The organism is Otoolea muris, from assembly GCF_943193115.1.
Lineage (GTDB): Bacteria > Bacillota > Clostridia > Lachnospirales > Lachnospiraceae > Otoolea > Otoolea muris.
In genome coordinates this window covers 41,774-55,077 of sequence record NZ_CALPCY010000017.1, presented here as the reverse complement: position 1 = coordinate 55,077, position 13,304 = coordinate 41,774, and the positions used below count along the sequence as shown (strand labels likewise).

Annotated in this window: 17 protein-coding genes; 16 read left to right on the top strand and 1 reads right to left on the bottom strand. The window is 57.7% G+C overall.

The genetic code is table 11. The features are described 5' to 3' along the window. Positions 1–27 precede the first annotated feature (27 nt). The 13 genes from NFS31_RS12100 to NFS31_RS12040 all read left to right on the top strand — a co-directional run bounded on the left by NFS31_RS12100 (position 28) and on the right by NFS31_RS12040 (position 11,815). Positions 28–315: a YabP/YqfC family sporulation protein gene (locus NFS31_RS12100; RefSeq protein ID WP_331482606.1), complete on the top strand. Its 288-nt coding sequence runs from the start codon at positions 28–30 to the stop codon at positions 313–315. Beyond that, positions 312–1,523, top strand: a complete 1,212-nt coding sequence (locus NFS31_RS12095; protein WP_251495323.1) for a sporulation protein YqfD — start codon at positions 312–314, stop codon at positions 1,521–1,523. The genes NFS31_RS12100 and NFS31_RS12095 overlap by 4 nt, the downstream gene beginning before the upstream one ends. 17 nt (positions 1,524–1,540) lie before the next feature. After that, positions 1,541–2,572 (top strand): PhoH family protein, encoded by a 1,032-nt coding sequence (locus NFS31_RS12090; RefSeq protein ID WP_251495320.1) that lies wholly within the window; start codon positions 1,541–1,543, stop codon positions 2,570–2,572. After that, positions 2,569–3,066, top strand: coding sequence for an rRNA maturation RNase YbeY (ybeY, locus tag NFS31_RS12085; RefSeq protein WP_251495317.1), 498 nt, complete (start codon positions 2,569–2,571; stop codon positions 3,064–3,066). The genes NFS31_RS12090 and ybeY overlap by 4 nt, the downstream gene beginning before the upstream one ends. Beyond that, a complete protein-coding gene (locus NFS31_RS12080; RefSeq protein WP_251495313.1) occupies positions 3,063–4,217 on the top strand; it encodes a DUF3048 domain-containing protein in 1,155 nt (384 codons plus the stop codon). The genes ybeY and NFS31_RS12080 overlap by 4 nt, the downstream gene beginning before the upstream one ends. Continuing rightward, the gene (locus tag NFS31_RS12075) at positions 4,201–6,123 is read left to right on the top strand and encodes a putative polysaccharide biosynthesis protein (protein WP_251495310.1); all 1,923 of its coding nucleotides are present in this window, start codon (positions 4,201–4,203) and stop codon (positions 6,121–6,123) included. Before NFS31_RS12080 ends, NFS31_RS12075 begins: the two co-directional genes overlap by 17 nt. Before the next feature lie 173 nt (positions 6,124–6,296). Further along, positions 6,297–6,677: a hypothetical protein gene (locus NFS31_RS12070; RefSeq protein ID WP_251495308.1), complete on the top strand. Its 381-nt coding sequence runs from the start codon at positions 6,297–6,299 to the stop codon at positions 6,675–6,677. An 80-nt stretch (positions 6,678–6,757) separates the two neighbouring features. After that, positions 6,758–8,011: a BaiN/RdsA family NAD(P)/FAD-dependent oxidoreductase gene (locus NFS31_RS12065; protein ID WP_251495306.1), complete on the top strand. Its 1,254-nt coding sequence runs from the start codon at positions 6,758–6,760 to the stop codon at positions 8,009–8,011. After that, positions 8,008–8,541, top strand: a complete 534-nt coding sequence (locus tag NFS31_RS12060) for a Uma2 family endonuclease (RefSeq protein WP_251495304.1) — start codon at positions 8,008–8,010, stop codon at positions 8,539–8,541. Before NFS31_RS12065 ends, NFS31_RS12060 begins: the two co-directional genes overlap by 4 nt. Positions 8,542–8,559: 18 nt before the next feature. Then, on the top strand, positions 8,560–10,173 hold the full coding sequence (locus NFS31_RS12055) for an NAD(P)/FAD-dependent oxidoreductase (protein ID WP_251495302.1): 1,614 nt from the start codon (positions 8,560–8,562) through the stop codon (positions 10,171–10,173). A gap of 93 nt (positions 10,174–10,266) precedes the next feature. After that, entirely contained in the window at positions 10,267–10,494 is a 228-nt protein-coding gene (locus NFS31_RS12050) for a DUF896 domain-containing protein (protein WP_331482605.1), read from the top strand. Beyond that, a complete protein-coding gene (locus NFS31_RS12045; protein ID WP_251495300.1) occupies positions 10,472–11,131 on the top strand; it encodes a 5-formyltetrahydrofolate cyclo-ligase in 660 nt (219 codons plus the stop codon). The genes NFS31_RS12050 and NFS31_RS12045 overlap by 23 nt, the downstream gene beginning before the upstream one ends. Positions 11,132–11,134: 3 nt before the next feature. Further along, on the top strand, positions 11,135–11,815 hold the full coding sequence (locus tag NFS31_RS12040; RefSeq protein WP_251495298.1) for an MgtC/SapB family protein: 681 nt from the start codon (positions 11,135–11,137) through the stop codon (positions 11,813–11,815). Here the strand turns inward: NFS31_RS12040 and NFS31_RS27690 are convergent. Beyond that, positions 11,795–11,977, bottom strand: a complete 183-nt coding sequence (locus NFS31_RS27690) for a DUF6783 domain-containing protein (protein WP_334303084.1) — start codon at positions 11,975–11,977, stop codon at positions 11,795–11,797. The two genes, NFS31_RS12040 and NFS31_RS27690, sit on opposite strands and share 21 nt — an antisense overlap. Between NFS31_RS27690 and NFS31_RS27685 the strand changes: the two genes are divergently transcribed. From NFS31_RS27685 to NFS31_RS12030, 3 genes are all read left to right on the top strand, one after another. Then, the gene (locus NFS31_RS27685) at positions 11,921–12,217 is read left to right on the top strand and encodes a DUF6783 domain-containing protein (RefSeq protein ID WP_416389459.1); all 297 of its coding nucleotides are present in this window, start codon (positions 11,921–11,923) and stop codon (positions 12,215–12,217) included. The genes NFS31_RS27690 and NFS31_RS27685 overlap by 57 nt on opposite strands. Beyond that, on the top strand, positions 12,199–12,795 hold the full coding sequence (locus tag NFS31_RS12035) for a lactate utilization protein (protein WP_251495295.1): 597 nt from the start codon (positions 12,199–12,201) through the stop codon (positions 12,793–12,795). Before NFS31_RS27685 ends, NFS31_RS12035 begins: the two co-directional genes overlap by 19 nt. Positions 12,796–12,859: 64 nt before the next feature. After that, on the top strand, positions 12,860–13,282 hold the full coding sequence (locus NFS31_RS12030; protein WP_251495293.1) for a CBS domain-containing protein: 423 nt from the start codon (positions 12,860–12,862) through the stop codon (positions 13,280–13,282). The last annotated feature ends 22 nt before the right edge of the window (positions 13,283–13,304 follow it).

The window sequence follows — 13,304 nt, the reverse complement described above, 5'->3', positions numbered from 1 at the left end:
AAAGGATGCATTAAAGGCGGAATGCCCGTGTTTGGCAGACAGAAAAAAGCGGTTGTGACAGCCCTTGGCCTGCCGGAGGACGTATTCCTGGGGGAGATGCTTTTGTCGATGACGGGGAACGCCTCGGCGGTGGTGGAGAATTACAGGAGCATTGTCTTTTTTTCCGATACGGTTTTAAAGCTTCAGGGAAAGAACGCCAGGATGACGGTGACGGGGCGGGGGCTCTCGATCGCGTATTATGACCGGGAGCAGCTCAAGGTGACCGGGCAGATCTGCGCCGTGGAATTTGAATCATATCCGGAGGTTCAAAGATGAATCATTTGTTTAAGCTTCTGAGCGGGTACATAAGGCTTCGCCTGACCGGGCGGTCGCCGGAACGTTTTTTTAATCTCTGCGGCGCGTCGGGGCTGGAGATATGGGATGCTTCGTTTGAGCGGGGGAGTTACCTTTTTTCTATGAAAATCCGGGATTTCCTGGCCTGCCGGCCTTTTGTGAGGAAGGCGGGGGTCCGGGTGCGGATTCAGGAAAAAAGGGGACTTCCTTTTTTTTTACACCGCAGCAGGGCGCGGGCGGCCTGGGGCGCGGGATTTGCGGCTTTTTTTCTGTGCCTGTACGCGATGTCTTTTTTTGTGTGGGATATTGGGTATGAGGGCAATGTGAGGTACACGGAGGATGTGCTGTCGCATTTCCTTGAGGAGACGGGGATCGTGAGCGGGATCCGCAAGAGCGAGGTCTCGTGCGAGGCGCTGGAGGAGGCGCTCCGGGCGCGGTTTGAGGGGATCACATGGGTATCGGCGCGGCTGTCCGGGACGCGGCTCTACATCCATATCAAGGAAAACGAGGTGCCGCTGTCCTTTCCGGAGCAGAGCCATACGCCCTGTGATCTGAGGGCCTCCTCGGACGGGGTTATCACGTCCGTGGTGGTGCGCAGCGGCCTTCCAATGGTCAAAGCGGGCGATACGGTGACGGCAGGGCAGCTCCTTGTGACGGGCTGTATTCCCATCACGGACGACAGCGGCAGCGTGGCCGAGGCGCGTTACGTCCACGCCGACGCGGATGTGAAGGCCGTCTGCGCGCGGTCCGAGGCCGAGGAGATCCCGGTGTGGCATATGGTTAAGCCGGAAACGGGCAGGCGGAGGAAAGGACTGTGCGTCGTCCTGGGAAACGGGAAGAACGGCGCGCATTTTGTATGGCTCTTTCCCAATATCTGGAAGACGGACTGGAAGACCGTGACGAGCTACAGGAAGGCGCGCATATTCGGCGATTTCTATCTGCCCGTCCATGTGGGGTTCATTGATTCTGCCGAAATCTCTCCCCATGAGGAAAAATATACGCAGGAGCAGCTTCTTGCGCTGGCGGATGCATATAAAAACAGGCTTACGGAAAATTTAATGGAAAAAGGGGTACACATTATTGAAAATAATGTTAAAATATTAGTTAATGGATCGGTCTGCCGGTTTGAGGCGGAGCTTCTGACCGAGGAGGCGATCGCAGTGGAAGCGGATCCGGCGATGGATGAGTGAAGGAGAGAAACGGTTGAATGAGCATAATTGAGACGACGATTGACATCCCGATGGAGCACATGCAGAATGTGTACGGCCAGTTTGACGCGTATTTAAAGAAGCTGGAGCGCGCGCTTGGCGTCACGATGGTCGCGAGGGACGGCGCGCTGAAGCTTATAGGCCCGGAGCGGGCCTGCCGGCAGGCCGGACATGTGTTTTATAACCTTCTGGAGCTGTCGAAGCGGGGAAACCAGATTACGGAGCAAAATGTGGATTACGCCCTGTCGCTTTCCTTTACGGAGGAGGACGATAAGATTCTGGAGATTGACAGGGATATTATCTGCCGTACAATAAGCGGGCGGCCGGTCAAGCCAAAGACCATGGGCCAGAAGCAGTATGTGGATCTGATCCGGCAGAAGATGATCGTGTTTGGGATCGGGCCGGCGGGCACGGGAAAGACGTATCTGGCCATGTCCATGGCGATCCAGGCGTTCAAGAGCGGGGAGGTGAGCCGGATTATCCTGACCCGTCCGGCGATCGAGGCGGGGGAGAAGCTGGGTTTTCTGCCCGGCGATCTGCAGAGCAAGATCGACCCCTATCTGCGGCCGCTGTATGACGCGCTGTATCAGATCATGGGCGCGGAGAGCTACCTGCACAATTCGGAAAAGGGCCTGATTGAGGTGGCCCCCCTGGCGTATATGAGGGGCAGGACTCTGGACAATGCCTTTATTATCCTGGACGAGGCGCAGAATACGACGCCGGCGCAGATGAAGATGTTTTTAACGCGCATCGGCTTTGGATCCAAGGTGATCGTCACAGGCGATCAGTCGCAGAAGGACTTAGCCCCCGGCAGCGCCTCGGGCCTTGATACGGCGATCCGGGTGCTGAAGGGGATCGACGACATCGGCTTCTGTTATCTGACAAGCAGCGACGTCGTGCGCCATCCGCTGGTACAGAAAATCGTGGAGGCGTATGAGCGCTATGAGAACAAAGAAGCCCGCGTCAGGGGCGGCCAGGACCGGCGCTCCGGAAAAGCGCGGGGCGCTGTGACAGGGAGAACACACGGATGACAATCAATATCGAATACGAAGCAGAGAAATGCCCGTGCCCTGCATGGGAAACCATCGTCCGGGACGTGATCCTGGCCGCGCTTGACTATGAGGGCTGCCCGTATGAGGCGGAGGTGAGCGTGGTTTTGACAGGCGATGAGGAGATACGGCGCATCAACCGGGAGTTCAGAGATACGGATCGCGCGACGGACGTGCTTTCATTTCCCATGGGGGATTACGGGACGCCGTCTGATTTTGAACGTCTCGAGGAGCAGGCGGAGGATTACTTTAACCCGGAGACCGGGGAGCTGCTCCTGGGGGATATTATCATTTCCATGGACAAGGTGGAGGAGCAGGCGGCAAAATACGGGCACAGCGCAGAGCGGGAGCTGGCGTTTCTGACAGCGCACAGCATGCTTCATCTGTGCGGCTATGATCACATGGAGGAAGAGGAGCGCCTTGAGATGGAGAAGAGGCAGGCGGCGATCCTTGAGCGCAAGGGGTATACGAGATGAGAAAACGGGGGATACTGCTGGCAGCGGCTGTGCTTCTGACGGCGAATGGCTGCGGGAGGTATGAGGAAGTGTCCGTAGAGCCGCTTCTGGAGGCGCAGACGGCGGGGGACAGGCCCGGCGGGGCATTCAGGGAGTTTTTGCCGTCCTTCCCCTTTCCGGATCTTTTGGAAGAGACAGGGAGGATGGAGGGCGCGCCGGAGGAAGGCGCGCCGCGCGAAGAGAAGGACGGGAAGATTGAGAGCTATCTGACCGGGGAGATGGTGGATGTGAGGGCCGCAAACCGAAGGCCCCTGGCCATTATGATGAGCAATGACAAGGCGGCGCTTCCCCAGTATGGGATCAACCGCGCCGGCGTGGTCTATGAGGCCCCGGTAGAGGGCGGCATGATCCGGTATATGGCGCTGATTGAGGAGTATGACGATCTGGAGCGCATCGGCTCGGTGCGGAGCTGCCGTACGTATTATACGTATTTTGCCCGGGAATTTGAGGGGATGTACGCCCATTTCGGGCAGAGCGCGTTTGCCCTGCCGTACCTGGAGCGGATGGAGCACTTGAACGGCATCGGGGGAAAGGGCGCCATTGCCTTTTACCGCAGCTCGGATAAGAAAGCGCCGCACAATGCCTACGCAGGCGCGGCCCAGATCGAAAAAGCGATCGACGCCTCGGGCTATGCAAGGGAATACCCGGATTCCTACAAGGGGCATTACCGTTTTGCCGGGGAGCAAAGCCCTGAGCTTCTGGAGAACGGCTTTGCGGCGTCTTACGTGCGGCCCGGCGGGTACCCGATCAACCAGCCCTGGTTTGAATATAACCCGGAGGACGGGCTGTATTACCGCTTTCAGTATGGCGGGGCCCACAACGGGGACGAGGGGCAGATAGCGGTGAAAAATATCATTTTCCAGTATTGCAGATGGAAGTATTACGCCCCGTCAGAATATCTGGATATCGACGTACATACGCCCTGCTCGGGCTACTATTTCACCAATGGCAGGGGCGAGGCGATTACCTGGGAGAAGGAGGGCGAGGGCGGCGTGACAAGGTATTATGACGGAAACGGCGAGGAGATCCGTTTAAACCCGGGGAAAACCTGGGTGTGCATCATACAGGCTGACCAAATGGATAAGGCGGAATTTTATGGAGAACAGACATAGCAGGAACCGGGGCGCGCCGCTGGAGAGGAGGCGTCCTGCAGGCAGAGGCGCTTCGCCGGGGGCGGACGTCCCGTCAGGCAGAGGCGCTTCGTCAGGAGCGGGCGTCCCGTCGGGCAGGGGCGCTTCGTCAGGAGCGGGCGTCCCGTCGGGCAGGGGCGCTTCGTCAGGAGCGGGCGTCCCGTCGGGCAGGGGCGCTTCGTCAGGAAGGAGCGTTCCGGCGCAGGAGCGTTTCGGCGGGAGCGATGCGGGACGGGCGAAAAAGAGGCGCAAAAAGGAGACGGATTTTGTAGTACAGGGCAGTATTCTCGCCGTGGCAGGCATTATTGTCCGCCTGATCGGCATCCTGTACCGGGTTCCCATGACGAACATCATCGGGGACGAAGGGATGGGCTATTACTCGACGGCGTTTAATGTATACAATATTATGCTGATTCTTTCCTCGTACAGCCTTCCCCTGGCTGTGTCGAAGATGGTGGCGGGGCGCATGGCCAGAGGGCAGTACCGGAATGCGCTGCGCGTGTTTAAGGCGGCCCTTTTGTATGCCACTGTGGCAGGCGGGCTGGCCTGTTTCATTACGTGGCATTTTGCGGACTTTTTTGCGGACAGCGTGTTTAATACCCCGTTCTGCATCTATGCCTTAAAGACGCTGGCCCCCACGATCTGGATCATGGCGTATTTAGGCGTGCTGCGCGGTTTTTTCCAGGGGCACGGCACGATGATCCCGACCGCGCTGTCACAGATTTTTGAGCAGATCGCAAATGCAGTGATCAGCGTCGTGGCGGCGGGCGTGCTGTTTAAGATCGGACATGACTCGAACCTCGTTTACCATACAACCGGTTATCCCGAGGCGTTCGGCGCGGCGGGAGGCACGATCGGCACCGGGGCGGGCGCGCTGACCGCGCTGTTTTTCAGCCTGATCCTGTTTCTCATGTATATCCCCATGTCGAGGAAGAAGGCTAAGAGGGAGCGCAGGCGGAGACTGGATTCCTACGGTTCCATCACAATAACGTTCTTTATGACCGTGGCCCCGGTTATATTAAGCTCCGCGGTGTACAATATTAACGCCGTGGTTGACAACAGCATTATGGCCCACGGGATGGAGGCCATGGGGCAGGGGGAGGAGTTCCTCTCCCTGTGGGGGATTTACAACAACAAATATATGCTTTTGGTGCATGTCCCCCTGGCGATGGCGAATTCGCTCGCCTCGTCCCTGATTCCGTCCCTGTCAGCGGCCATGGCGCGCTCGGATTATGAGGCGGTTTTGAATAAGGCGGGCATGGTGATCCGCGTCGCAATGCTGATCGCTATTCCGTCAGCCGTGGGCCTGGCGGTCCTGGCAGCGCCGATCAACCAGCTTTTGTTTCACAGCGGGGATCACACGGAGGCAGTCCGCATGCTGGCCGTGGGCTCGTCGGCTGTGGTGTTCCTGTCGCTTTCCACGGTCAGCAACGCGATCTTACAGGGCATTAACCATATGGCGGTGCCGGTCCGGAACGCCTTTATCGCCCTGGTGATCCATGTGGCGGCGCTGTACGTGTTCCTGATGGTGTTTAAGCTTGGCATTTACAGCGTGGTGTATGCGAATATGTTGTTTGCGTTCCTGATGTGCTTTCTGAATGCGATGTCCATCCGCGGCTATCTGGGGTACCGGCAGGAGATTAAGAAAACGTTTTTCCTGCCCGCCGTATCGTCGGCCCTGATGGGCGCATGCGCGTACGGAGTGTACCGCGGGATGGCGCTGGTTCTTAAGAACAGCCTTGCGGCGACCGCAGTCGCCGTGGCGGCGGCTGTGCTGGCGTACGGGGTGCTGCTGGTGAGGCTTAAGTGCGTGGAGGAAGAGGAGCTTTATGCCATGCCAAAAGGGAAGAAGATCCTCAAGGTGTGCAGGAAGCTGCGGCTGATGTAGGGGAGCATCCAATAGAGGATATTCCTGTCCGTCTATGCCAGACAAACATATTACAAGACTTTTGGCGAATGACGGATGTATGCCGGCGTTCCCTGTTTTGAACCCTTCCTGAGAAGCGGTTCCCTGTTTAAAATCTGGAAAAAAAGCAGATACTATGCTCAGGAGGTAATTCCATGAAAAAGTATTATATCTGCTTTTTTATTCTGGCAGTTCTTTTGACGGCTTCGGCCCTCACGGGAGCGTATATCTGCTGGTATCAGCCCAAACAGGCGAATCCGGTTCCCAGCGAGATTCTGGAGACGGAATTTGTGCCGGAGGACAACGCGGTTATCAATCAGGAGCAGGTGGAGAAGCGGGAGGAAGAGGGGACATACTGTCTGGCGGCGGAGGACGGCTTTCTGCTGGTGTTTGTCGATGAGAGAAGTAATGTATGCCTGGATACCCATATGCCGCTGTCGGAATTTCCGGTGGAAGAGCAGGAAAAGCTGATGGAGGGCATCTGGTTTCCGACCATGATGGAGGTCCTGAATTATCTGGAATCGTATACGAGCTAAAACCGGCGCTCTGGCGCGCGGGAATATACGGGAGGGGATGGTCCGGGCTGTCCGGAGGATCCCGGGAGGAGTAACAGGGGATGAAAAAACAGGTAGTGGTGATCGGGGCCGGCGCGTCGGGGATGACGGCGGCGATCTTTGCGGCGCGGGCCGGGGCTGAGACGACGCTTTTGGAGCACAGGGACCGGCCGGGCAAGAAGCTTCTGTCCACCGGGAACGGAAAATGCAATCTGTCGAACCGCCGGCTGGAGGCCCAATGCTACAGGAGCGGCGATCCCGGGTTTCCGATGGAGGTGATCCGGGGATTTCCGCTGAAACGTACGCTGGATTTCTTTGAGGGCCTGGGCGTCGTGGTTAAGGACCGGGACGGGTATCTCTATCCCCGGTCCGGACAGGCGTCCTCGGTTGCGGAGGTGTTAAGGCGCGGTCTCCGGGACAGCGGGGTCTGTCTGGAGACGAATTGTAATGTCCGTGGAGTGCGGACATCCGGGGAGGCCGCGGCGGGGCATTTTGCGGTTTTGACAGACGCCGGGATGCTTGAAGCCGACGCGGTCATCCTGGCATGCGGGTCGAAGGCGGCTCCGGCGACGGGGTCAGACGGGAGCGGATATGGCCTGGCAGAGAGCCTGGGGCATACGATCATAAAGCCGCTGCCGGCCCTGGTCCAGCTTCGCTGCAGGGAGAACTTTTATAAGCAGATCGCAGGGATCCGCATCGAGGCGGGGGTTTCCCTCTGGAGCGGGGGAGAGCGGCTCGCTGAGGATCAGGGGGAGGTGCAGCTTACGGATTACGGGATTTCCGGGATCCCGGTCTTTCAGATCAGCCGCTTTGCGGCGCGGGCGCTGGATGAAAAGAAAAAAGTCACGGCCCGGATTGATTTTTTCCCGGGCATGCCGGAAAGCCGGGTCCGCGATATGCTGCGGGAGCGCGCCGCGCGCCGTCCGCAGGGGGCCATGGAGGAATTTTTTACAGGATGGCTGCCGGATAAGCTTTCGAGGTTCTTTTTAAAATATCTGGGCATCAGGGGGGAACGGCCGGCCTCTTCGCTGTCAAAGCGGGAGCTTAAGGCCCTGGCGGGGGTCATCAGGGCGTTTGAAACCGAGATCGCGGCCGTGAACTCCTTTGATCATGCGCAGGTGTGCTGCGGGGGCGTGGATGTGCGGGAGGTTTCATCCCGGTCCATGGAATCCAAAAAGCAAAAGGGGCTGTATCTGGCGGGGGAGCTGCTGGATGTGGACGGGATCTGCGGGGGATATAACTTACAGTTTGCCTGGAGCAGCGGGGCGATCGCCGGGATGCATGCGGGTGTGTGGGGGAGAGGGGTGAAAACATGAATGCGCTGAAAAAAGAGGCCGGATATACAATTGAAGCGATTTATGCCCTGCCGGACGGAGTGCGCGCGGAACTGATTGACGGACAGATGTATTACATGGCGCCCCCAGGCAGAACGCATCAGCGGATTTCCGGTTATCTGCACAATGAAATTTATAACTATATCAGGGCGCAGGGCGGGGCGTGTGAGATTTATGCGGCGCCTTTTGCCGTATTTTTAGATGATGACGAGCATACGTACATAGAACCCGATCTCTCCGTCATCTGCGATCGCTCTAAATTAGACGAAAGAGGCTGCCATGGGGCCCCGGACTGGGTGATCGAGATTGTTTCACCCGGCAGTAAACCGAGGGACTATTTTACAAAGCTTTTTAAATACCGTGCCGCCGGAGTCCGGGAGTATTGGATTGTGGATCCGGCGAAGGAGCTTATCATGGCGTATTGGTTTGAGCAGGAGACAATGGAGCAATATTCGTTCGGGGAAGATATTCCAGCGGGAATCTTTCAGGATTTTTCTATAAAAATACATTAACAGCAGAAAGAGTGGAGTATGATACGGATTAATCAGCTTAAGCTTCCGGTCGGGCATACGGAAGCGGAATTTCGGAAAAAAGCGGCGAAGATGATGAGAGTCCCGTTAAGCGGCATCGTTTCTCTGACGCCGGTGCGCCAGTCTCTGGACGCGCGCAAAAAGCCGGATCTGTATTACATTTATACAGTGGATGCGGCAGTGGCCGGCGCAGAGACGGAGATCATAAAGCGGGCCCGGAATATGAATGTCATGATCCATAAGGAGACGGAGTACCGTTTCCCGGAGCGGGGGAAGGAGGCGCTTTTCCACCGCCCGGTGATCGCGGGCTTTGGGCCGGCGGGGATGTTCTGCGGGCTGATGCTGGCGCGGGCCGGGTACTGCCCGCTGATTTTAGAGCGCGGCGAGGATGTGGATGAGCGGACGAAGCGGGTGCGCGCGTTTTGGGAAGGCGGTCCTCTGGCGCCGGAATCGAATGTGCAGTTCGGCGAGGGCGGCGCGGGAACCTTTTCGGACGGGAAGCTGAATACGCTGGTCAGGGATCCGGGCGGCCGGAACCGCAAGATTCTGGAGACGCTGGCCTGGGCCGGAGCGGATCCGGCGATTCTCTATATGAGCAAGCCGCATGTGGGAACGGATGTGCTGCGCGGGGCGGTGAAGCAGATCCGGGAGGAGATCCTGCGCCTGGGCGGGGAGATCCGCTTTCGCGCCAGGTTGGAGGATATCCACGAGGAGGCCGGGCGTCTGGTGTCTGTGGAAGTTTGCACAGAGGGGATATCCGGGCGCGAGCGCATACAGACCGGCGTGCTGATTCTGGCGATTGGCCACAGCGCGCGCGATACGTTTGCCATGCTGGCCCAAAAGGATCTGGATATACAGCCAAAGGCGTTTGCCGTGGGGCTGCGCATCCAGCATCCCCAGAGCCAGATCAACCTCTCGCAGTACGGCCGGGAGGCTGTGGACGGGCTGGGGGCCGCAAGCTATAAGCTGACGAGGACCGTGCAGTCCGGGCGCGGCGTGTATTCCTTCTGCATGTGTCCCGGAGGCTTTGTGGTAAACGCTTCCTCGGAGCAGGGCCGTGTGGCGGTAAATGGCATGAGCAACCATGACCGGGCCGGGGAGAATGCGAACAGCGCCCTGATTGTGACCGTGACGCCAAAGGACTTTCCGGATCAGACGGCGCTCGGGGGCGTGCGTTTCCAGCAGCGTCTGGAGGAAGCGGCGTTTCGCTGCGGCGCGGGAAAGATCCCGGTCCAGCTTTACGGCGATTTCCGGGCAGGCCGTGTATCCGGGGCGTTTGGGGATGTTAAGCCGGCGATTCTGGGCGGCTTTTCTTTCGGAAATTTGCGGGAGACGCTTCCGGAGGAGATAAGCGGCGCGCTTATCGAGGCCGTTGATTATTTTGGAAGCGTGATACAGGGCTTTGACCGGGAGGACGCAATCCTGGCGGGAGTGGAGAGCCGTACATCCTCTCCGCTGCGCATCCTGCGCGACCGCGGAATGGAGAGTAAAATAAACGGCCTGTACCCCTGCGGCGAGGGGGCCGGCTATGCGGGCGGAATCATGTCCGCCGCCATGGACGGGATGCGGGCGGCGGAGGCGCTTGTTTCCAGGTATTATCCGGCCTATGTGTAGCGGCGCTGCGCCTCGTTTTTGCGGTTACAAGTTTGTTTTGCGCAACCGTTCAGAAGGTCTGAACGGTTCCTGTTTTGCAGAAGGGAGAAGAACATGATTACCAACGATCAGATCGATCGGATCAATGCGCTTTATCATAAGAGCAAGTCGCCGGAGGGACTTACGCCGGAGGAGAAGCAGGAGCAGGAAAGGCTCAGGAAGGACTATATCCAGGCGATCCGCGCGAGCCTGCGGGGAACTTTGAACAATATTTCCATTCAGGAAAAGGACGGGAGCGTCACGGATCTGGGGGAGAAGTATGGAAAAACAAGCGCTCCTTAAAGAGCAGGAGGCGCGGCTTACGGGAACGAAAGTCCAGACATGCTCTAAGGAGGAGCTTCGCAGATGGATTCTCCGAAAGCGGGGCGGCCTGTCAGAGACGGAGAAGAGGAAATGGGATGCGGCGCTGTTTGAGCGGATCCGGGCGCTTGGCCTGCACGGGGCGGGAACCGTATACTGCTACGCGAGCGTGCGGGGCGAGGCGGGGACCGGGGCTTTGATTGACTGGTATTTATCAGAGGGCGTGCGGGTCGCCCTTCCCCGGACAGAGATACAGGGGGAGGAGAAGCGGATCCGGTTTTACTATATCCGCTCGCGCGCAGAGCTGGTGGCGGGGCGGTTTCATATCCCGGAGCCGCCGCCGGGGAGCGAGCGGGCAGAGGATCGGGCCGCTCCGGTTCTGACGCCGGGTCTGGCGTTTTCGGAGGACGGCTCCCGTCTGGGTTATGGAGGCGGATTTTATGACCGCTTTTTTGAGAGCGAACCGCGCCATCAGCGGATTGGCGTGTGCTATGGCTTTCAGGTGGTGAGGGCCATGGAGAAAAACGCGCATGACAGGAGGATGGACAGAGTGGCGGCGCCGGAGCGCTGGATTTTGGGGAACCGTTTGGGTGAGGAAGCGGCTGCGCAGGGGGGATAGAGGATGTTTTTTCTGTCATTAACGGAATGGACGCTTAGGAATGTGATACTTCGGATCGTGCTTGCCCTTGTGCTGGGCTCGGTGATTGGGATCGACCGGGGCGCAAAGAAGCGGGGCGGGGGCGCGAGGATGGATGCGGCCGTGTGCCTGGGCGCGGCGACGGTGATGCTGACCGCCCAGTATATGTACCGCGCGTTTCCGGGGGCTGTGGATCTGTCAAGGATGGCCGCTCAGGTGATCAGCGGCATCGGCTTTCTGGGAGCGGGATCCATCATTGTCTCCGGGCATCAGATCAAGGGACTGACCTCTGCGGCCAGCATATGGACCTGCGCCTGTATCGGGCTTGCGGTGGGCATCGGATTTATCGACGGGGCGGTGATCATTACAGGGATCCTCCTAATGGTGCTCCATATCCTTCCCATGATAGAGAAACGGATCTATCAGTGGTCGAGGTATGTGACGCTGTACATCGAGTCGGACCGGAACCGGACCGCGGCTATGCTCTTACATAAACTGCGCTCGGACGGCTGCACGGTGGATATGTATGATGTGGACAAATCCAGGGCGGAAGGGCAGTCCTTCACGATCCTTATTACGGTCCGGATTCCGGCGCGGATGAAGAAAGGGGAATACTTAAAAGAGCTGGAGCATCTGGAAGGGGTTTTATTTGTGGATGCGCTTTAAAGCGGCGAGCCTGCTGAGGCAGGGAGACGGGCCTTGCCACCCAGGAAGATTTATGGTAAGATAAGCACAGTCAGGATCGTCCGCATATGGCGTACTAGAGCGTGTTTGAAAATTCATTCCTGGCATCTGCACGCCCCACTTCGCGGTATATTTGTGCCAAATTCACTTAACGTAGCCCACTACGCCGCGTTCATTTGGCACAAATCTCCCACAAAGTGGCACGCACAGCTACCAGAAAGCAATTTTCAAACACGCTCTAGAGCAGATGAAATGTTCACCCCGGACAGGCGGCCCGCTTCACCAGCGGGCCAGTCCGGCGTCATAAAAAATTTTGGGGAAAGGAAGCCGGACTGTGTACCGCAGCGTCCGGCAGGGAGAGAAAGATGGATCAGGAATTACTGAAGAAGAACTTTGAAGGCCATGGATTTAAGACCTCATTTTTCCGCACAAAGGAAGCGGCGGCCGAATACTTAGCCTCCGGGATTGAGGGAAAGCGGGTCGCGATGGGCGGCAGCATGACCTTAAAGGAGATGGGGATTTATGAGCTTTTGGAGAAGAAAAATGAGGTGATCTGGCATTGGGTTACGCCTGGGGAAGCGGCGCTCAAAAAGGCCAGGGAGGCGCAGATTTATCTGACGAGCGCCAATGCCGCCTCTGAGACAGGGGAGCTGGTCAATATAGACGGGACGGGAAACCGTGTTTCGCAGACCGTGTTTGGGCCGGAGAAGACGTATTTTATTATCGGAAAGAATAAGATCTGCACCGGGTTTGGAACGGCTCTGTGGCGGGCGAAGAACGTCGCAGCGCCGAAGAATGCAGCGCGCCTTCAAGTTGCGACGCCCTGTGCCGCTGCGAATGGGGACAAATGCTATGACTGCAGCAGCCCGGAACGGATCTGCCGTTCCACAGTGATCATTGAGAGACCTTCAAAGGGGATGGAGGTGGAAGTGGTCTTTGTGGACGAGGATCTGGGCTATTGATGCGCGCGCTTTTGGCAGGGCGCGCGCAGATGAGGGATTCACAGGCAGCGGAGGATGGCAGCGCATGAATATTTTGTTTTTTCTTACGCCCAAGAGCGAGGTGGCGTACATAAATTGCGATGATACCTTAAGCGAGGCTCTGGAAAAGATGGAGAGCCATCACTATGCGGCGGTGCCGCTTTTGAATCATCAGGGAAAATATATGGGGACTCTGACAGAGGGCGATTTGCTGTGGGGGCTTAAGAGCCTGTATGATTCCCAGAAGGATACAAGGCGCATCCGGATCACGGAGATTCCCAGGCGGCAGGATAACCAGCCGGTTTTGGCAGATGCGGCGATGGAAGATCTGCTCGAAAAGGTGATAAACCAGAATTTCGTGCCGGTGCTTGACGATCACAGATGCTTTATCGGAATCATTACAAGAAAGGATGTCATTCGGTATCTCTGTAAAAAACAGCAGCCGTATACATTGGCGGAAAAACTGTAAAAGAGTACGGTTCTGTTTTTGA